Below are 20625 nucleotides of genomic sequence, written 5' to 3'. Positions count from 1 at the left end.
TTAAAACTAAGAATACACATGCTATTTATTCTCGATGTTAAACAATTAAAACAGAATTGACGTCGATAGTATAACGAGTGTGCATTCAGTTATAAAAGATAGCAAGAAAGGAAGTTACCATGCTAACTGTAAAACTCGTTTCTAAAATATCAGGACTGTTATTGCTAACCCTATTTTACTCAATGCCGTCTTATGGCAAGTTAATGTTCAATTAACGTTTTAAAAGTGACGATATGAAATGGAGATATGGAGTAACGACATACATCAGCGCGACAAGACCCACTTAATAGGCCACGGACAAGGAGTGATTGGGATTGTATGCTTGTGTGGTGGCGACGAAAAGCATAGAAGTAAAAGTGAAATAGCCAACAAAGAACACATCGCAGTTATCAAAAAGGAAACGCCTTGTTAAATATATAACAAGGCTCAAAGCAATGGACCAAGCCGTTAAGTCGCTTAGCTAAGCACTTGAGTTTCAGTTTCATTACCGACCCAATGAAACTGGGGTCTCTGCCCAAACAAAGCCCAATTCAAGAGCAATGCAAGTGTTAGGCAAGATACCAAGGTAATAAACATCAAATGAATGAAATGCAGACCGAAGGGTTGGAAGAATGGAGAGACCTCAAAGGATAATAGGAAGTAAAGGATCACGCCAAAAATAACCGAAAATAAGCCGGCTGTTGCGTGCACATTTTTAAATGCTAGGCCTAAAATAAATACAGAAAGAATAGGCATACTCAGCAATCCGTAAAGTTGTTGGATAAGGTTGATAATGCTATCAGCCTGCGCATATACCATGACTAATGCTAACGCTAACAGAGTCATAATTGCAGTCACAATACCGCTAAGCTTTTGAACGTTAGGCGTCTTATTAAAGTAAGCGTGATGAACGTCGCACACATATAACGCGGTTGCTGAGTTCAGGTTACTATTAAATGTAGTCAACACCGCTGCCGCCATCGCTGCGGCAAACAGACCACTTAGATACGTAGGCAAAAGGTCGCCAACAATCGTTCCATAAGCAGCGTCACCAATATCACCGTATAACTTGTAAGAGACAATACCCGGGATAACTATGATGGCTGGAACGATCAATAAACGAATACCAGCGGCAGCAAACACACCTTTTTGTGCTTCTTTTATGTTCGGTGCCGCCATCGCTCTTTGAGTGATGACTTGATTAGTGCCCCAATAGAACATCTGAATAAATATCATACCCGTTAATAATGTGTGCCATGGAATAGGTGACTCGTCATTGCCAATTAAGGTAAGACGCTCAGCAGGAATACCAGCAAAGCTATAGTCAATCTTATCCAACGCTAAAAATACGACCACTAAAGCCATAATTAGCAAAATCACCCCTGAATAGGTGTCAGAAACAGCAACTGCGCGCAAGCCCCCAAAAATCGCATATAGTGCACCAACGATCCCAAATATCGCGGATATGTAAATGATCATCATATCGACAATAAACTCACTCGAACCGATTGTGACAGAGACAAACTGAGTTTCTATATTAAACATTTTCTGCATGAAAAGCGCACCACTGTATATAACAGCGGGGCAAAAAATAAGGGCACTACCAAGAAAGAACAGTATACTGATGACTGCACGTATATGTTTGTTGTTATAACGAATTTCAAGCAACTCAGTAGTCGTTGTGCAATTAAAACGGTAATAAATAGGTAAGAAAACCTTAGCCAACACAATTAAGCCAATGACCGCTGAAAACTCCCAAAGTGAGAGTAAGGCCATTTGATTTCCGTTCATGCCAACCAACTGGTCAGTACTAAGGTTGGTCAACGTTATTGAACCAGCCACGAAATACCAAGCTAAACCGCCTCCCGCTAAAAAGTATTCCTTAGTTTGATTTGTTTCCTTATGTCCCTTATTTTTGCAATGCAGATAGGTAACAAATGCGATAAGCACTGTAACAATTAAAAAAACGCCAATTTGAATACTACTGTCTGACATATCTGTTCTTCTTCTTTTTATGCAACGCTAGTTTGCTAACTGATTAAATATTAAATGCGAAATAACAAAGTGATTGACGTTGGTTAACACAACAACTGACACCAAACTATTATAAACATATTTATAATACAAATTGAATTTATTGTTAGTTTTATTAACTTACTGAAATTCATGAATATAAACATCAGTAGCTTGTTCATCTATCTATTTTTAAATTGAATTTACATCTTTTCATTATCGTAATGTTACAAACTCTCCAACACTTTAATGTTTTATATTTATACATAAAGGGCTATTAATCAACGTTATTTCGCTCTGCATACATCGGACATGTCGGTTTATTTTAACTATTTAATTACAACTATATGTTAATGATATGTTGACATAAGCTATTAATACTATTTAACATACAAATAGTGCATAATACGAGTCAGGAATAAATATTTACCGTTTTTAACCCTAGGTATGATTCCGAAAAAATGTACAAATATAACTAAATAAACACACACAACCTACTACACAAAACTAAAGGGGCCTTCTTATGAAAAGGAGCTATTTGGGAACTGCGATTAAAGCAGCTCTATTAATTCCAGGAGCCATGACATTGGCAGCATTGCCACTTATGGCACAAGAGTCAGTCGAGAATGAAGATAATATTGAAGTCATCGAAGTACGTGGCCTAATAAGCAGTCTCAAAAGGTCATTTTCCGATAAAAAAGAAGCACTCATTGTTTCCGACGGAATTTCGGCTGAAGATTTAGGTAAATTTCCTGATCAAAACGTAGCAGAGTCATTGCAGCGTATTACGGGTGTTTCGATCGACAGAAATGGCGGAGAAGGACAACTAATCTCCGTTAGAGGTTTCGGGCCTCAGTTTAATCTTGTAACGGTAAATGGTCGTCAAATGGCGTCCGAGCGTTCGGGTCGCGAGTTCAGTTTTGACACGCTAGCTGCTGAATTAATTTCTGGTGCTGATATTTATAAAACATCTTTAGCAGAAAATCAAACCGGTGGCATTGGTTCAGTTATTAACCTTAATACAGCAAAACCCTTTGAGCTAGATGGTTTTAAAGCGGTGGGAAGTATCAAAGCAACAAACGATAGTTTGTCAGAAAGCACCACACCATCCTTTTCTGGTTTGATCAGTAACACGTTCATGGATGACCGCTTAGGTGTTTTACTTTCCTTCTCCTCACAAGAGCGTGATGCACAAATTAACCAAGCCGACACTCGCGGTTATTACCGCGTAGACCGCATTGCAACTAACGACTTTGACGCTGCAAGCGGGACCGGCAAAGAAGCTTTTAATGTATACGTTCCTAGAAACCTTGATTTAGTCTCTAACGAAGAAGAACGTAAACGTACAAGTGGCACTTTAGTTGTGCAGTTTGCTGCAAGTGAAGACGTAGAATTAACCTTCGATGGTTTATACTCAAAATTTGAAGTTAATTCACAAGTGAGTAACTATGCTAACTGGTTTACTCCCGGTAATTTTCGTGACTTTGAGGTAGACCCGGAAACTGAAACTGTTGTTTATTGGTCGCATAACTCAGCGACAGATCCAGCTGGTGGCGGCGCTGGTGCAACTGATTTTGTTCAGCAAGGCCTAGACAGAAACGTAGAAATTAAGGCGTTCGGTTTTAACGCAGATTGGGATATTACAGATACCTTCAATGCAGATTTTGATATTTCAACATCTGAAGCAGAAGACTTAAGTGGCGACCAAAGTCGCGTATTCACCGTCATGGGTTATCCCAACGGTTATATATATGACTTTACTCAAGGTGGCGATATTCCAAGCTTAGCCAGCGATGGAATTTCAGGTCCTTTTGGTTTAGGTGATGCTGATAAATTACGCGCTCACTATGTAGAACGTGGTGGCGATGAGCGTGTTGATGAAGTTACGGAAATGCGAGCTGACTTTACTTACACACCTGACAGCGAAACTTTCACTAGACTGAAATTTGGTTTATATACGCAAGACAGAACCAAATCTAGCAAAATATTCCAGTCACCTAGTTTGCCAAACTGTTTCTACTGCGGTTATGGTATTCCAGTGCCAGACGGCATCGCTACTTTGATCTCGCCAAATGACTGGTTTGAAGGCATTCCAAGTGCATTCTTTGGTTACAACGTAGACGCATATTTAGACTTCTTAAGTTCTGATGCAGCAATTACTGCGCAAACTGACCTGAGAAATACACTTGGTTTAGGTGAAAACCCAGCTGACAACATTGCTGCTTTTGCTGCGTTGGATTATTACACGCCAGTTGAACTTGGAACTAGTTTTGAAATTAATGAAGAAATTACTGCAGCCTATGCTGACTTCGTATTTCAAGGTGATTTAGGCGATGTGCCTTGGACCGTTAATCTCGGCTTTAGATACACTGAAGCAGACTCAACAGCATCTGGTTTGCAAGCAACATTATTGGATGTGAGAGATAACCCCACCGATGGTACTATATTGGATCAGGTGTATTCTGAAGATTCGAGTGGCCAGCGTATTTCAAGCCCAATTTCAATTAAGAATAACTATTCGAACTTGCTGCCAAGCTTGAACGTTAAGTTTGAAGTTGAAGACGACATGTTATTGCGTTTCGCTTACTCTGAAACACTCACTAGACCAACAATGTCAGCAATGCGTCCGGTAACTAACATTGGTACTACACGCCCTGGTATACTATTAGCAAGTGGTGGTAACCCTGCATTAAAACCATTCTTATCTACTAACTGGGATGTGTCCTATGAATGGTACTACGCCGATGCTAGCGCCGTTTCTATTGGTATATTCAGTAAGGAAGTTGATGGCTTTATCACTAACGTGACTGCAGATGAAGAGTTTTCTTTACAAAGCGGTTCATACACTTTCGCCGTTAACCGTCCTAGAAACGGTGAAACAGCTAAAGTTGATGGCTTAGAATTAGCCTGGACCCATGTGCATGAGAGCGGATTTGGTTTTCAACTGAATGCAACTATTGTAAACAGCGACGCTGAAATCGATGTTACTAACACCGCGCAAACTTTTGCACTTGAAGGCTTAGGTGATTCTCAGAATGCTGTATTGTTCTACGAAAAAGAGGGTTTCCAAGCACGTGTTGCTTTTAACAATCGTAACAGTTTCTTACAGACCTTAAGTAATGGTGATACTGGTGAACCTGAGTTCGTAGATGACTATGGCCAATGGGATATTAGTGCGAGTTACGATATCAACGAACACTTTTCCGTGTTGTTTGAAGGTGTCAACATCACCGACGAATACACAGAGAAGTTCGGTCGTATACAGTCTCATTTCACTGAGCAAGTTAGAACGGGCACTCGTTACTCAATTGGCGTCAGAGGTTCTTTCTAAATAACAACTAATTACACATTGTTATCTAAAGGGGGTTTATCCCCCTTTTTTATAGCCGTAGTTTTTGTGTAATTAAGCAAATTTTTGAGATAATCTATGCAAAATGCATTGCTAAGAACAGAGAACTAAAATAGGTTTATTTCATTGATATTAGTAAATGAGGTTTCACATGAATACCGTAACTAAACGCATATTGATTGTTGGTGGTGGAACTGCGGGTTGGCTAACGGCTGCTCTACTAGCAAAGCAACACGGCCAATCTATCGAAATCTGCTTAGTTGAGTCGTCTGATATTCCAACCGTCGGCGTAGGCGAAGGTACTTGGCCATCAATGCGCACCACGTTACAAAAAATAGGTATTTCAGAATCACAATTCATCACTGAATGTTCAGCGACATTTAAACAGGCAAGTAAATTTGTAGACTGGATTTCACCCGCAAATGAATACTTTCATCCATTCACCCAACCTGCTGGTTATGGCAAGGTAGATATTGCCCCTTATTGGGAGTCACTATCAGTAGCGCCAACATTTTGTGACTCAGTCACCTTCCAATCACATATGTGTAAAATGGGTTTGGCACCAAAAAATATCACCCACAAAGAATATGAAACAGTAGCCAACTATGGCTATCATTTGGATGCAGGAAAATTCGCAGTATTACTGAGAAATCATAGTGTGAATAAGCTCAATGTTAAACACAAGGTAGCTAACATCACGCAAGTTAACCAGCATCCTGATGGCAGTATTTCGGATGTTGAAACGGATTCTGCAGGTCGACTAGAGGCAGATTTTTTTATCGATTGCAGTGGTTTTTCGTCGTTATTACTCGGACAAACATTAGGCGTACCTTTTATTGCAAAAAACGATATTCTTTTCAATGATACTGCGCTCGCCATGCACGTTCCATATAAAGACAAAAATGACCCCATTGCATGTCATACGATATCCACAGCGCAAACGGCAGGATGGATCTGGGACATTGGCCTGCAGCATAGACGAGGCGTCGGCTATGTATTTTCAAGCAAGCACCAATCGTTAGAAAATGCGGAACGAATACTAAAAAATTACGTTGGTCCGCAAGCTGAAGATTTAGTAATTCGAAAAATTCAATTTAAAACAGGTCATCGAGCTTGTTTTTGGCGTCATAACTGTGTCGCCGTTGGCTTATCTTCGGGATTTTTGGAGCCACTCGAAGCCTCAGCTTTAATGCTAGTAGAAACGTCAGCAAACTTCATTGCCGACCAATTACCCATGACTAAAGCTGAAATGAAGCCAATGGAAAAACGTTTTAATAAAGTATTCACCGCAAAATGGCGCGGCGTAATAGACTTTTTAAAGCTCCACTACGTGTTAAGCGAGCGTCAAGAGCCTTTTTGGAAAGACAATAAAAAGTCGTCCAGTATTCCTGAAACCTTACAAGAAATGCTCATGCTTTGGCAAAATCGAGTACCTAGTGAATACGATTTTTTGCAAAGCTATGAAGCTTTCAATGCAGCCAGCTATCAATATGTTTTATATGGAGGCGGATTCAAAACTGATTTTAGTTTGTTATCCCACACCTTAACGCACAAAGACAGGGCTAAACGGCAGCTGGAGATAACACTAAAAACGGCGCAACAAATGGCGCTGCGATTACCTAAACATCGAGAGCTTATTAACCAAATTAAACTACAAGGCTTTGCAAAGCTATAGCTTATTGTACTAACAAACAGAGGACTGCATGCCAAAAACTACACCTGTTCATCCAGATCTACACTCAAAGCTTAAGGTAAAAGAACAAATTGACTTCAACGAACTAGCACAACAACAATTTTCAGCATTAACTGCACAAGAGTTTGCTCAAGCGGCAAGTAGTTATCCTATTGTTATGCTCAAAGATGGGCAGTCTGGTATGTTTGTTAGCGTCGCCTTATGGGGAATAGAAGCTGGACAAAACTTGTTTTTCAATACCGGTAGTAAACACTGGGATGCAGTGCATTTGCCGAATGAAATGCAGTGCCAACCTTTTTCAATCGGTCCCGCTGTTGGAGAAAACAACACCTTAACTATGCATATCAATGAAACAAGTGAGTTAGTGCAGGAGAATGAAGGACGCTCCCTTTTTGATAGCGAAGGAGAGTCCGCTTTCTTAAAATCGATGCAAGCAAAGTTAGCTGATCATTATCAACATCAGCTATTTACCAAAGAATTCATTAATCTTATGTTGGAAAAACAGTTACTCAAGGAAATTGAGTTAATGGTTGCCTTCCAAGATGGCAAAGTAAAGCGAATTAAAGGACTCTACACGATTGATGAAGAAGCGTTGTCGAAGTTAGATCAAGACACTATTTTGTCTTTCTTCAAGCGTAATTTATTTATCCCAATATACGCAATACTAGGTTCATTGACGCAGTTTAATCGCTTGATGAAACTAAACAATCAGGATCACGAGCTGCCTAAAATTGCTCGTTTACAAATGAGAACCCCAGACAGCGAACAATAAAATACCTTATCATAGCGCAGCCTTGAGCCCAGAAGACACGACTAAACTACTGATTGGTAAAAAGGGCTTAAGTAGTCTGTTTTAGTTGTTTAATCCTTTCTCACAGGCTCAATACGATACTGATATCGATAGTCTAACCATGGCAGCGTATATTCATAAAGAGGCTTTGATCCCCAAGAATCCGTTCCTCCTACTCCGCGCTGAGCGTAATCGATATTCACAAAAATATGATCTTGTTCAATTAAGTCCGTTGGGTGCATATTTCTGCGACTAACCTGCATTTCGCTTGAATCAAATTCATGCATATCGAAGTTTGACGCGTTGAAAGCGAGCAATGGTAAACCCGTAAACTTGAGCCCATTACCTTTACTATTAACGAAGGATAGAAAACGGATATCGGTTCTATGTCCGTTTTCTTGAGGCCTTACATAAGGAACTTCAAGTTCTGAAACCGTGCTTTGATATAAGCCGACAAAAGCAGAGGATTTTCTATCAATGTAATTTTCATGAGGCCCTCGCCCATACCAAGCCACGTGCTGGTAATCTTTATTTAACACAAATTGCGTCCCAATTCTTGGTAAATAGGACCTGCGTTTGTGCGGCGCGGCATAGAAATAAACGTCAACATCTATAGTGCCATTGCCATATACATCATAAGTCGTGAAATAACGACTCTCCACTGCGGGTAAATATTGCTCAATCAGTACTTTGGTATTTTGGCTCGATACTTTTTGCACGCTTATACTGGTGAGTTCAGTATGGCTACCCGCGTGTTGCCAGACTCCAAACTGGTCGCCATAACCTTTTTGTGGGAAGTCATTATCGGTCGGCGCTCTCCAAAAGTTAGGATGCACCGGTTTGTTCACGTTCGAGCTCAGCAACTGATCACCGGCAAAAATCATGCTGCTAATTAAACCGCTTGTTTTACTAATGACCAAGTCAAAATCTTTGCCGGATAATTGGATCCGTTCTTCATTGTCACTAACCGACAGTCGATTTGTGCCTTTTTCTGCGGCCGCTATGGGCATCGGCAATTTGCTCAATGAAATTTGTTCGGATGCAACAATATGTCCCTCTGGTAATAGATTTTGCGCTCTTACTAAACGAGCCTGTAAGTTCAATAATTGCTCTTTGCCGTCATGCTGTATGGCAACAACGGGAATACTAATGATCTGTGAGGATTGTGGCTCAGCACTCAGAATTAGACCATCCCCGCTTTCATCAACGTCACCATTGACGAGCAACTGCCAAGTCAATTCAATATCACTCAAATTTTTGAAAAAACGTTTGTTACGGATTTCAACTTGAGTTGATTGACCACTGCCTTGCCCGTCTTGAATAGCCAAATTTGAAGCCTTGCTTAATGAAAACCCAATATTCTGCTGCGCATGTTTTACTTCCCATAAATAGGGATATGGCGTCCGGTCGGCATAAACTAAACCGTTAGCCGAAAAGCTCTTTGCGGTAATAGCAAAAGGTGGCTCAAGGTCGCCTCCGTAACCCCAAAAATCTCGACCATCTGCTGTTTTCATCGCGAACGTTTGATCGACCCAGTCCCAAATAAAACCACCTTGAAGCTGCGGATAACGTTCAAATAATTGCCAATATTCATTGAAGTTACCCAGTGAATTTCCCATAGCGTGCTCATATTCGATAAGGATCATTGGCCGCGTAAGGTCTTGTTTTGTTTTTGCAAAACGTTCAACTTGTTCAAGCGACGCATACATTTGTCCGTAAGCATCAGTATGACGACGAAGTTGAGCTTGCTCGGAAATAACAGGAGAATTCGGTTCTTGCTGTTTAAGCCAGTCGTATGATAATTCTAAATTCACGCCATCACCCGACTCATTACCCAATGAGCGCATCACGACTGAAGGATGATTTTTAGTACGGTGATACATGTTAGAAACGCGATCAATATAGGCATCTTTCCATTCAACTTTATTAACTAAATGAACCTCTGGGTCGTAGGCCCCGCCTTGATTTGCCGCCCCAATCCCATGCGACTCAATGTTCGCCTCATCCATAACATACAATCCATATTTATCCGCCAAGTAATAAATATAAGGGTCATGCGGATAATGAGCCATGCGCAAGGCATTAATATTAAAAGCTTTCATTAGTTCTACATCTTTACGCATCGACTCCCGTGTTATTACATGTGCAGACACGGGGTCATGTTCGTGTCGGTTGACACCTTTAAACAGCACGGCTTGTCCATTGATCAATATTTGCCCCCCTTTCAGCTCACTGCTGCGAAATCCAATGTGTTGACCAACCCATTCCTGTTGCTCACCATCGCCATTAACTAGGGCCATTTTAAGTTGATATAAATAGGGCGTTTCTGCACTCCAAACCGATGCGTTTGGAACTAAAATTTGAGTTGTAACTTCACTATCATTGTTTTTTTCAGTGTTATTTATGTTGATGGATGTAGATGCTATTTTTACATTGTTATGGTCAAGTAATTCAATCGCTAACCTGTAGCCTTTAGCGGACTCTGTTGTACGATTTCCAATCAGTGCAGTGAAATTTAGAACCCCCGTGCGGTAATTATCTGTCAATGTAGTTTGCGCATGAAAATCAGCAATGCGCACCTTGGGCGCGGCATACAAATAGACGTCACGTTCTATGCCGCTGACGCGCCACATATCCTGACATTCAAAATAGGAACCAGTAGAGTATCGGAATACCTGCATAGCAATGGTATTTTTACCTAGCTCAACAAAATCAGTAATATCAAATTCAGCAGCGGTTTTTGAGTCCTCGGAGTAGCCGACATTTTGACCGTTAACATACAAATAAAATGCTGACTTTACTGCGCCTAAATGAAGAATGATCTGATTGTCATCCCACGATTTGTCAATATTAATTATTTTACGATAAGACCCTACTGGATTGTAAGTCAGCGGCAATTCAATTTGCTCAGTGTTAGGCTTTAAACAATAATGCGAATGATAAAACGGTGAGCCATAACCATTCACTTCCCAATTGGCGGGTACAGCGAAATCGTCCCATTGACTATCATCGTAATCAACAGTCTGGAAATTTTGTGGGGCTCTGCTAACTGCATTCACCCATTTGAATTTCCACGTCCCATTCAACAATTGGTAGTTGGTCTGTTTCCAAGGTTCTCGAGTGAAAGCATCTTCCTCGTTAGTTACTGGATAATAAAATGCGCGAGCCGGTAATTTATTAATACGAAAGACACTAGGATTTTGCCAATGTTCTAAGGTAGACGTGGTATTTTCTTCGCTCGTAAATCCAGCTTGTGCTGGTTGATTATTAAATATCGCTGCGACCAGAAGAATAGAAGCGCGTAGGAATAAAGCCTTAGTATTATGCATAGTGATCACCTATGGTCTTGGTAAGAGGTAAAACATTTACTTAACTGATTTCGGACTGTCGTTGATGACGAGCATGGGAGTCGTCATCTTCTAGCGCTATCTACTTCTGCTGCCAACGCAATCCAGTTGAGAAACGAGTATCGAAACCCTTCCATGGTTCAGGTAATTTGCCATCCACCTGCACTTGATCGGAGCTTTGCGACAGGTTCAAATAATCACACGTTTCAGTTTGTTTTTTTACATGACAATCCATCATCGCTAAAGCAAAATGTTTATTGATATCGTTTAACACTGAACTTGACCATGCAGATTCATAATAGTGACCAAAATCCGTTTCACTTCCCCAAGCCTCTTTTGGCGCAGGATGAGGTGCAATGTTATGGCGCGCATTTATTATAGTTAGTAAGTACGTGCTGGAAGCTTGCGTTTTTTCATATAAAGACTGTATGCCTGCATAACCAGAAATATCATCCAGATTTCCTGATACAAACAAGTTGGGCACTTGAATGTTGGTAAGACTTTTATGCGTAAATAAATTATTCTGGCCACCCCATGCAGCAAGCATAATTGCCGCTTTCCATTTATCGTCCACTTTTGGGTTTTCGTATTGGCCTGCAGCACAACTATTCAAGGCTTTTTGCACCAAGGGCAGCATCTTTACATCCTGCGTTCCGGTAAACATACCCGCTTGTTCTAGCGAGAAGTTATAACAACCGCCCACCGTGTTCAATGCGCCAAATGCGCCCATTGAATAGCCGATTAGACCTGCATCTTTGGTATTAACAACAGTCCTTAAAAAGTGTTTTTCTTGGGTCATAAAATCAAGCGTAAATTGCTGATCTCGACTGCGGTTAATCAGCGTACTTGGGAAACCATTGAACGGGGCATTAACTATGTCAACATCTTCGTTTGTTGAGTCTGTATGATCAATTGCTGCCACTATGTAGCCGTGGCTAGCTAAGTGCTCCCCAAGATAAAACATAATTTGTCTATACCCAGTATAACCATGTGATATTACCACTACTGGATATGCTGATCCGGAAACTAACGGCGCCGCATCTCTTACGGCATTGGCTTGAATACTGAATTTCTTGGCTAATCTGGTTTCGTTTTCATAGGAAGTTAACGGCGTTCCTTTGTTGTAATCGGCTGGATACCAAACCTCAATTTTAAGTGTTCTCGGCTTAATCTGATTTGTTAGTAAGTCGACGTACTTTTCATTAGTAATATCAAGTGTCTTAACGCCAACCTTATACTTGCCGGCCGCTGCTAGTTCAGGTTGCATATCCGGATGTACTTCAGGATATAACTGCTGAGGCTGCAGTTTTTCGCTTTTAAGCGCTTGAGAATTCGTATCAACAGCTGCTGCGACATCTCCCGCTTCAGTGTTTGGATTGCAACCACTAACAAGGGCAGCAAGTAATAAGTAAGAACCAATAAGTAAAGCCGGTTTCCATTTGTCAGTTTTGACTTTGGTATTGTCTAAATACTTGTTCATAATACTCATATTTTCCTTATTATTATGTTATTTACTGTTCTATTATTTGCGCTGCAACTGCTTATTGCTCACCTTCATATTTAAGGCCCCATTGATTACGCAGGAGGTCCATTGTCTGCATTATTTGCAAACTTTCGTCATGCGTCATGATTGGACTTTGTAACAACCCTTGTTGTATGCAATCGTGCATATGTTGTATTTCAAAACTGAAGTTTTCATTGTCACTAAATGGGTAACTGTAAGTTTGCGGTTCTTGCCCTTGTATGTGCACAGAGAAGCCTTGTGCAGCGAAGAATTGAGGGACTCTAATATAGCCCTCAGAGCCAGAAATTAAGGCTTCACAAGGTGCTACTTGAGTATAGCCCGAGGATAGTGAGGCGATGCGTCCATCACTATATTCAAATAAATAGAATGACCGCGCATCCACACCGGTGGTATCCATTATCGCTGAACTTTGGATTTTTTCAGGAGGCCCATCGAATACGAGGGACGAGAATGTAATTGGGTAAATACCAAGGTCGAGTAATGCGCCACCAGCCAGTTTTTTACTACGAAGTCGATGGCTTTCAGCTAGCTTTGGATTGATACAGAAGTCAGCTCTGACACTTAAGATATCGCCAATCACATTATCTGAAAGGTTTTTTTGCAGCATGCGAATAGCCGGTAAAAACCGAGTCCATACTGCTTCCATGAGAAAGCACTTATTTTCCCGCGCTAGTGCATACAGTTCAGCAGCTTGTTGGGCATTTAACGTGATCGGCTTTTCACACAAAACGTGTTTGTAATTTTGCAGGCACAACTTAATTGACTGATAGTGAAAATTGTGAGTATTGGCGACATAAATGGCTTGTACATCGCTGTCATTTACCAGCGCTTCATAGCTGCTGTATACGCTGCGAATATCATGTTGAAACTTTTGATTTTCAGCCCAAACATGGGCTCTTTGCATAGAATTAGAGGCACAAGCAATTAATTTTCCAGAATCTAGACAAGCCAATCCATCTGCGAACGTGTTGGCGATATTACCGCATCCAATTACACCCCAATTTAGCATTCTAATTCCTTATTTAATATTTGAAACCGTTAGCCCTTTACCAGCGCTACACACATATATATTTGCGCGTAAATTAAAACGCTTTTCGTATTGAGATCCTACAGCTTGCGTAATTGATTCAATGTCATCTGTCCTGCACAGACAAACTATTGCTCCGCCAAACCCACCACCGGTCATTCTAACAGCACCTCGATTTTGTAAAGTTGCAGCACAAATTTCTACCAATCCGTCAGTTGCCGGCACTGTTACTTCAAAATCGTACTTCAACGATTGATGGGAAGCGGTCATTAACTGGCGCAACGTATCCATATCATTATTTTTGAGCGCCTCAACAGCATCTAATACGCGTTGATTTTCACTAATAACATGATGTGCTCGTTTGTATTCATTTGCACTCAAGATGCCTTTATTTGAATCAAGTTTGCTCAAGTCAGCCTGCCTTAACGAACTGACTCCCATTTTTAGGGCCGCTTGTTCACAATCAATGCGACGCTGATTGTATTCACTGTCAACGAGTTTTCGCGGATAATTAGAGTTCACGATAACAATGGCTAAATCTTCTGGAATTAAAACCGCTACTGTTTCTAAGCTTTCACAATCGAGAAGCATCGCATGACCTTGCACCCCGCAAGCTGATATCATTTGATCCATAACCCCGCACTGGCAATTTATAAAATCGTTTTCTGCAGCCTGTCCTAAGACTGCAATTTGAGCCTCTGACAACCCAAGCTGGCAAGCATGATTAAACATTCCTCCAATAGCGACTTCTAGTGCTGCTGATGACGATAATCCGCTACCTTGAGGCACATCACTGTCAATCAGTAGATCGAAACCTGACAAGTTATGATCCTCACGTTTAAAAGCGAATGCCACAGCACGAATGTAGTTGCCCCACTGTGAATCACCAGGAACAATATCGGCGCTGATATCAAAGCTGTCTTTTTCACCTGCATATTGTGTCGAGCGCACGTTTACAATCGAGTCATCGCGCTTATTAAATAATATTCGCGTGCTATATTGCAACGCGCAAGGCAACACAAATCCATCATTATAGTCGGTAAACTCACCAATGAGATTGACCCTACCAGGTGCATTTGACAAAGCTGTTGGCTCCTCGCCATAGATATCGACGAAGGCGTTATGAAAAGGTGAGTCTTTTATTTTTGTCGTCATAGTAGTCGCTAACATGCTCTCTTCTGATCCTTAGTTTTTATAGTGAACAGTGGGAACCTCACGGAGAATTTTCGCCGCCGTTTCTGCCGTTAAATCACGTTGACTTTCTGCCAACATCTCGTAACCCACCATATGCTTTTTAACTGAAGATGAGCGCAATAGAGGTGGATAAAAATGCGCATGTAAACGCCAATGTTTTGCATCACTCAAATCGAGCGGCGCGTTGTGCCAACCCATTGAATATGGAAAACTACAATTGAATACATTGTCATATCGTATGGTTAATTCTTGTAAAATTTCAGCTAGTGAACGTGCTTGAGCATCGTCAAGTTGTGCCATCGTTTGTACGTCATCTTTACACAATAATAGCGTCTCAAAAGGCCATTTTGCCCAATACGGCACCACCACCAGCCAATGTTTATTTTCAATTACAATGCGTTGCTTTTCAATTTGTTCTTTTTCAATATAGACTTCTAGCAATCCACGCTGATGTTTATCGAAGTAAGTGGCCTGTCTTTCGTCTTCAGATTGAATTTCGCTAGATCGATGATTATGCGCCCATATCTGACCGTGTGGATGGGGCTGAGAGCACCCCATCATCTCGCCTTTGTTCTCAAAGATATGAATGCATGAATAACGACTTGAGAGGTCAACAAACTGTGACTTCCACGTCGCCACCACTTGCGCAATCTCATTAATAGATAATTCGGGAAGCGTTTTATTATGCTCACGCGAGAAGCAAATCACTCTTGCTTCGCCTGTGGCTGCTTCGGCTTCAAATAAATTATCATCATCAATTTTTGAATCGTCAGCCAATGTCGGCGTTAATGCACCAAAATCATTGATAAATACGTGGGTAAAATCGTAATTTGGGTTAGTCTCGCTATTAGCTCGAGTATTGCCTGGACACAATGGGCAAGTGGCATCATAGTTATGATTCAAAGACTCAGTTGGCGCTTCAGTTGCCCCCAACCAGGGACGATTATTGCGATGCGGCGATACCAACACCCATTCGCCATTTAGCAAATTTTTACGACGATGGGTAAATTCATAATTTTTAGTCATAATCTAACAACTTCCGATAAAAACATGTTAAGTAGCTTTCAGCTCCAATTTGGACTCTGTTTCCAACTTTTTTGAGGGCTTCAACTAAGCTAGTTCCGACTCTATTTTCTATTTATATGGTAACTAGGCAGAGTTTACAAATCAACATTAATCGTATTTATACGATTAATGAATGTTGGATCCATCTTTTAAGATCAAAGATGATGCATAATTAATCGAGCATAACCCTTTTGTAAAAAATGCGATAGAATTCATGTTTACGAATAATAATTAGTATGAATTTATGAAAAAACTTACGTTAGTAGAATTAAATAACAAAGCGCATAAAGACTTAAAAATTAAAAATAACGCGGTTATCGACCATATTGCGAAACTACACTTGATAACGTTACGAGCAACAGAACTAGGGCAAGCGGCAACTTGTTTTCCTATATTTGCAACCAGAAATACGCACAATGGCTTTTGGACGTTTTCGGCTATGACCAGCTTTGCGCCAAACGAAAACTTGTATGTAAAAAACGACAAGTTCGGGGTTATCTATCGTCCCACGAGCGTGCAAACATTTCCATTTTACTTAATGAAAGCACCTGTTGAAGAAAATGCCTATACCATTGGTATCTTGGAACAAAATAGTTGCTTTTCAAAGACGACAGGCGAATCGTTATTTGATGAAAAAAATAATCCAACTGAAGGTGCTAAAAGACGGGTACAACTTCTAGAAGCCGATGTTCAGAAGGACAAACAAACAGTCCAGTTTAGTAAGACACTAGAGGAGTTGGACTTGTTCAAACCCTTAGATATGAACGTTCAGTTGCTAGATGGCAATTCTAAAAATATTAGAGGATTGCACACTATTGATGAAGAGCGCTTGAAAAGCCTCAGCAGCCAAGAACTTGATTCACTGCACAAGCAAGGTTATTTAATGCCTATTCATGCAATGTTAATATCAATTATACAAGTAAATAAACTGATTTTGCTTAACAATGAAAAGGTTGAGCGGGCCCAGATTATTGAAGTTAAAATGACACCTGCAAAAGATGTGGCTGTTTCTTAGTTGAACAGTTTGTTGAGTAATTCATTCAAAAAAAGCCACCGTGCGCGCAACGACCAAGTTACTTATTCATTAAAGGGAACAGTATATAATCCAAAGTGGGTTCGCATAATTTAATTACGTTAGTTTCTTGATCTCACTCAAAAATAACTCTATAGTGATATCAAAATGATATCACTATAGAGTTATTCATGATTACTGAAAAGACAGGTTTCTCAACAAATGGCTATTTAATTGCGCTGATAATACTGCCGATTCTAGTCGTATTAGCTATTTACTTATTTGCTAGCGATGCGGGTAAATTCTTCTCTGCTTTGCTAGCCATAGTCAACATACTAGGGTTTACTGGTTTTTTCATGGTGCAACCAAATCAAGGTAAAGTCATGACCTTATTTGGCAGTTATGTCGGCACTGTTAAGGAAAACGGACTGCGCTGGACGATACCCTTTTTTGTAAGAAGAACCATCTCATTGCGTATTAGAAACTTCGAAAGTGCAAAAATTAAGGTGAATGATAATCAAGGTAATCCGATTGAGATTGCAACTATCGTGGTTTGGTCTGTATCAGATACTGCTGAGGCAGTGTTTGAAGTTGATGACTATGAAAGCTATGTGACGATCCAAAGCGAGTCGGCATTAAGAATTATGGCTAGTAGTTTCCCTTATGATCCTAGCGACGACGCTGAAGCTGAAGTTGCGTTAAGAAGCCACCCCGGTGAAATTGGTGAGCGCTTAAAACATGAAGTTCAAGAACGACTCGGCAAAGCGGGCATAACCGTTCAGGAAGCTCGAATAAGCCACCTTGCTTATGCACCTGAAATTGCCAGTGCAATGTTACAGCGCCAGCAAGCCTCTGCAATAATAGCGGCCAGAACCAAAATTGTTGATGGTGCCGTTGGCATGGTTGAAATGGCATTAAACCGCTTAAAAAACGACGGTGTCGTTGACTTAGATGAGGAACGTAAAGCGCAGATGGTAACCAACCTGCTAGTCGTGTTATGCAGTGACAAACATACACAACCAATAGTTAATGCCGGTAGTTTGTGCTAATCTGATACAGGTAAGGATGAAATTTTGAGTAGTAAAAAAGCCTATCCGTTACGGATTAATTCTCAAGTGCTTGCAGCCATGCAGCGATGGGCTGGTGATGACTTGCGTAGCGTAAATGCGCAAATTGAATTTGTATTAAGAGATGCACTAGTAAAAAGTGGACGCGTAAAAGTGATACAAAAAGTGGTTACTGAAGTCGTCGATATTGCACGCACACAAGAAGCGCCCGAACAACGCGCACCTAAACAAAAAGCACCTAACCAATAACGCTATCTGACAGAGCATCTTTAATTAAGATAAATAATTTGCAAGTAACGCGACTGAGCAACGTCGATAACCACTGAAGCCAACAGATAAAAAATTATCAGTGATTTAATTTTGGCTATCTATTAGTTATTGAATTGAGCCATGATTCAAATCAAAGCGGTGTATAAGCGGAAGGCGCAGACTGAGTGGAAGGAGTCACTTATGCATACAATGGCTCCTTTTATTCATTTACTGCTCAACATGGGAGCCAGCTATGAGTGATAAAAAGATTATTTTAATTCTCAAGATTGCGATGGCATTTGGTATTTGCTTAATCCTACTAGGCGTTTACTTTCATTTGTTCAATCAAACAATTGAAGAGATGGGTGTAAATGGCATTATCATCAGCGCAGCTTGCGTTGCAATCGGTATGGCATTATCTTTGCCTACAAAAATGTTTCTTACCTTTGTTCTCATGAGAACAGAAGTCGAGCAAGACCAATAGATATTATGAACACTTATAAGCCACGATACAGCGGTCGCCTCTTATCCAGAGCTGATGAACACAACAGAATAATTGTGAGTCAGTGTGTATTGTATAGCTAAGACATATTGTTTATGCTTTTTGCACATCTACAGTCGGCTCAGTTCTTATATGAAGCATTCCACGTTAATTCTCATGCTATGTGTATGGTTAGCATCATGTGCACATCAACCAAGCCGAACATACGACCTACTTATTAAAAATGGTCACATTATTGATGGCAGTGGAGGCAAGACTTACATCGCCGATATTGCCATTAATGGCGACACTATTATTAAGATTGGTGATTTGAGCAGAACCACAGCAACTCTTGTCATTGATGCAAAAGGTCGTGCAGTCAGCCCTGGTTTTATAGATTTGCATTCTCATGCCGAACGAGAGGTATTAAAGCGCCCCGACGCACAAAATAATATTCGTCAAGGAGTGACCACTATTCTGGGTGGTAACTGTGGTGGAAGTCCGCGTGATGTTGCACGCTTTCTTGCTACCCTGGACAAAAATGGTGCAGCACTAAATGTCGGATTATTGATTGGTCACAATACGGTTCGCCAACAAGTGATGCAAAAAGAAAATCGTTATGCCACCACGCAAGAACTGCAAGCCATGCAATCGTTGGTCGAAAAAGCCATGCAAGACGGTGCTTTTGGATTATCCTCTGGGCTGTTGTATATTCCTGGTACCTTTGCGGCACCTGATGAACTCCAAAAGTTAGCGACTGTCGCATATCAATACGCTGGTTTTTACGCTAGCCACATGAGATCCGAAGGCGCTAGTGTATTGCAAGCAGTGCAAGAAACCATTGATGTTGGAGCTGCAGTTGGAATTCCTATTCATATTTCTCATCATAAAACTTCTGGACCATCGGCTTGGGGCTTAAGTGTTAAGACCTTAGAGATGATTGATAATAATCGCGCTGCAGGCATGGATATCACTCTTGACCAATATCCATATACCGCTTCGAACACAAATTTAGGTGTTTTGTTGCCACAATGGTCGCTAGCCGGAGGGCAAAAAGCATTTGTTAAGCGAATGCAGGATCCGCAAATACAACAACAAATCCGCGAAGAAGTTATTCGTATTATGAAGGAACAACGTTCGGGAAAAGAGTTATGGCGTATTCAAATCAGCAGCTATCCTAGCAACTCAGGCTTAGAAGGCAAAACCTTTGAGCAGGTTCTGCAACAGCGTGAATTAGACCTTACCATAGAGAACGGGGCTCAACTTGCATTAGAGTTGCAACTGAACGGTGGCGGTCGTGCTATATACCATACGATGCAAGAACAAGATGTTGAGCGTATTATGCGCCACCCTATGACCTCAATATCGTCTGATGGCAGAGGAGTCGAATGGCAAAAGGGCAGCCCGCATCCGCGAAATTATGGCACTTACCCGCGCTCATTAGCATTATATACAAGGGACAAAGGTGTTCTTTCATTGCCTGAAACCATCAGAAAGATGACTTCTTTACCCGCTTCACGGATGAATCTTAGTGATCGTGGCTTCTTATCCAAAAACTACAAAGCCGACATCGTAATTTGGGACCCTGATAAGGTCCAAGATAATTCCACCTATGCCGACCCCCATCAGTACTCCACAGGTATCGATTTTGTTATCGTAAATGGCATACCCGTTATTATAGAAGGTAAAATGACTGGTGCTTTGCCTGGTAGAGGGTTAAAAAATTAACACCTGAATACGGAGGCTCCACCTAACAAAAATAGAGTCGATGTAGTAATACATCACTTTATAATAAACGTATTTATATGATATATTTAAAGCCACCTTAGTTTGT

The 20625-nt window shown here is 40.8% G+C and carries 15 protein-coding genes; 9 read left to right on the top strand and 6 right to left on the bottom strand.

From position 1 onward, the window contains the following. Positions 1-238: 238 nt before the first annotated feature. Positions 239-412, top strand: coding sequence for a hypothetical protein (locus tag CXF81_RS19765; RefSeq protein WP_157825479.1), 174 nt, complete (start codon positions 239-241; stop codon positions 410-412). A 44-nt stretch (positions 413-456) separates the two neighbouring features. On the opposite strand, the gene CXF81_RS02650 is transcribed toward CXF81_RS19765, so the two are convergent. Then, positions 457-1974: an SLC5 family protein gene (locus tag CXF81_RS02650; RefSeq protein ID WP_101179808.1), complete on the bottom strand. Its 1518-nt coding sequence runs from the start codon at positions 1972-1974 to the stop codon at positions 457-459. Positions 1975-2515: 541 nt separating this feature from the next. Here CXF81_RS02650 and CXF81_RS02645 point away from each other — a divergent pair. From CXF81_RS02645 to CXF81_RS02635, 3 genes are all read left to right on the top strand, one after another. Beyond that, entirely contained in the window at positions 2516-5323 is a 2808-nt protein-coding gene (locus CXF81_RS02645) for a TonB-dependent receptor (RefSeq protein ID WP_101179807.1), read from the top strand. A 169-nt stretch (positions 5324-5492) separates the two neighbouring features. After that, positions 5493-7016, top strand: coding sequence for a tryptophan halogenase family protein (locus tag CXF81_RS02640; RefSeq protein ID WP_101179806.1), 1524 nt, complete (start codon positions 5493-5495; stop codon positions 7014-7016). Positions 7017-7044: 28 nt separating this feature from the next. Then, positions 7045-7806, top strand: a complete 762-nt coding sequence (locus CXF81_RS02635) for a SapC family protein (protein WP_101179805.1) — start codon at positions 7045-7047, stop codon at positions 7804-7806. 89 nt (positions 7807-7895) lie between these two features. On the opposite strand, the gene CXF81_RS02630 is transcribed toward CXF81_RS02635, so the two are convergent. The 5 genes from CXF81_RS02630 to CXF81_RS02610 form a co-directional block, all read right to left on the bottom strand. Beyond that, a complete protein-coding gene (locus CXF81_RS02630) occupies positions 7896-11153 on the bottom strand; it encodes a glycoside hydrolase family 2 TIM barrel-domain containing protein (RefSeq protein ID WP_101179804.1) in 3258 nt (1085 codons plus the stop codon). 100 nt (positions 11154-11253) lie between these two features. Beyond that, the gene (locus CXF81_RS02625; protein WP_101179873.1) at positions 11254-12651 is read right to left on the bottom strand and encodes an acetylhydrolase; all 1398 of its coding nucleotides are present in this window, start codon (positions 12649-12651) and stop codon (positions 11254-11256) included. Between the two features lie 61 nt (positions 12652-12712). Beyond that, complete coding sequence (locus CXF81_RS02620) at positions 12713-13705, bottom strand: Gfo/Idh/MocA family protein (protein ID WP_101179803.1); 993 nt, start codon at positions 13703-13705, stop codon at positions 12713-12715. Between the two features lie 9 nt (positions 13706-13714). Then, positions 13715-14893: a galactokinase gene (galK, locus tag CXF81_RS02615; RefSeq protein ID WP_232771753.1), complete on the bottom strand. Its 1179-nt coding sequence runs from the start codon at positions 14891-14893 to the stop codon at positions 13715-13717. Positions 14894-14908: 15 nt separating this feature from the next. Then, positions 14909-15943: a UDP-glucose--hexose-1-phosphate uridylyltransferase gene (locus CXF81_RS02610; protein ID WP_101179802.1), complete on the bottom strand. Its 1035-nt coding sequence runs from the start codon at positions 15941-15943 to the stop codon at positions 14909-14911. Between the two features lie 283 nt (positions 15944-16226). On the opposite strand from CXF81_RS02610, the gene CXF81_RS02605 reads away from it, so the two are divergent. From CXF81_RS02605 to CXF81_RS02585, 5 genes are all read left to right on the top strand, one after another. Continuing rightward, complete coding sequence (locus CXF81_RS02605; protein ID WP_101179801.1) at positions 16227-16997, top strand: SapC family protein; 771 nt, start codon at positions 16227-16229, stop codon at positions 16995-16997. Positions 16998-17185: 188 nt separating this feature from the next. Further along, positions 17186-18043, top strand: a complete 858-nt coding sequence (locus tag CXF81_RS02600; RefSeq protein ID WP_101179800.1) for an SPFH domain-containing protein — start codon at positions 17186-17188, stop codon at positions 18041-18043. A 24-nt stretch (positions 18044-18067) separates the two neighbouring features. Further along, positions 18068-18310 carry a hypothetical protein gene (locus CXF81_RS02595; RefSeq protein WP_101179799.1) on the top strand — a complete coding sequence of 81 codons (243 nt, stop codon included), beginning with the start codon at positions 18068-18070 and terminating at the stop codon, positions 18308-18310. 253 nt (positions 18311-18563) lie between these two features. Next, complete coding sequence (locus CXF81_RS02590) at positions 18564-18794, top strand: hypothetical protein (RefSeq protein ID WP_101179798.1); 231 nt, start codon at positions 18564-18566, stop codon at positions 18792-18794. Positions 18795-18944: 150 nt separating this feature from the next. Next, on the top strand, positions 18945-20519 hold the full coding sequence (locus CXF81_RS02585) for an amidohydrolase family protein (protein WP_101179797.1): 1575 nt from the start codon (positions 18945-18947) through the stop codon (positions 20517-20519). Positions 20520-20625 lie beyond the last annotated feature (106 nt).

The organism is Glaciecola sp. 33A (assembly GCF_002836745.1).
Classification (GTDB): Bacteria; Pseudomonadota; Gammaproteobacteria; order Enterobacterales; family Alteromonadaceae; genus Glaciecola.
The sequence above is the reverse complement of the archived record's forward strand: the minus strand, read 5'-3'. Positions and strand labels throughout refer to the sequence as shown.

Excerpts from the sequence above, each read along its gene's own strand:
- CXF81_RS19765 (WP_157825479.1), top strand. The coding sequence starts at position 239 with ATGGAGATATGGAGTAACGACATACATCAGCGCGACAAGACCCACTTA.
- CXF81_RS02650 (WP_101179808.1), bottom strand. The coding sequence starts at position 1,974 with ATGTCAGACAGTAGTATTCAAATTGGCGTTTTTTTAATTGTTACAGTG.
- CXF81_RS02645 (WP_101179807.1), top strand. The coding sequence starts at position 2,516 with ATGAAAAGGAGCTATTTGGGAACTGCGATTAAAGCAGCTCTATTAATT.
- CXF81_RS02640 (WP_101179806.1), top strand. The coding sequence starts at position 5,493 with ATGAATACCGTAACTAAACGCATATTGATTGTTGGTGGTGGAACTGCG.
- CXF81_RS02635 (WP_101179805.1), top strand. The coding sequence starts at position 7,045 with ATGCCAAAAACTACACCTGTTCATCCAGATCTACACTCAAAGCTTAAG.
- CXF81_RS02630 (WP_101179804.1), bottom strand. The coding sequence starts at position 11,153 with ATGCATAATACTAAGGCTTTATTCCTACGCGCTTCTATTCTTCTGGTC.
- CXF81_RS02625 (WP_101179873.1), bottom strand. The coding sequence starts at position 12,651 with ATGAACAAGTATTTAGACAATACCAAAGTCAAAACTGACAAATGGAAA.
- CXF81_RS02620 (WP_101179803.1), bottom strand. The coding sequence starts at position 13,705 with ATGCTAAATTGGGGTGTAATTGGATGCGGTAATATCGCCAACACGTTC.
- galK (WP_232771753.1), bottom strand. The coding sequence starts at position 14,893 with ATGTTAGCGACTACTATGACGACAAAAATAAAAGACTCACCTTTTCAT.
- CXF81_RS02610 (WP_101179802.1), bottom strand. The coding sequence starts at position 15,943 with ATGACTAAAAATTATGAATTTACCCATCGTCGTAAAAATTTGCTAAAT.
- CXF81_RS02605 (WP_101179801.1), top strand. The coding sequence starts at position 16,227 with ATGAAAAAACTTACGTTAGTAGAATTAAATAACAAAGCGCATAAAGAC.
- CXF81_RS02600 (WP_101179800.1), top strand. The coding sequence starts at position 17,186 with ATGATTACTGAAAAGACAGGTTTCTCAACAAATGGCTATTTAATTGCG.
- CXF81_RS02590 (WP_101179798.1), top strand. The coding sequence starts at position 18,564 with ATGAGTGATAAAAAGATTATTTTAATTCTCAAGATTGCGATGGCATTT.
- CXF81_RS02585 (WP_101179797.1), top strand. The coding sequence starts at position 18,945 with ATGAAGCATTCCACGTTAATTCTCATGCTATGTGTATGGTTAGCATCA.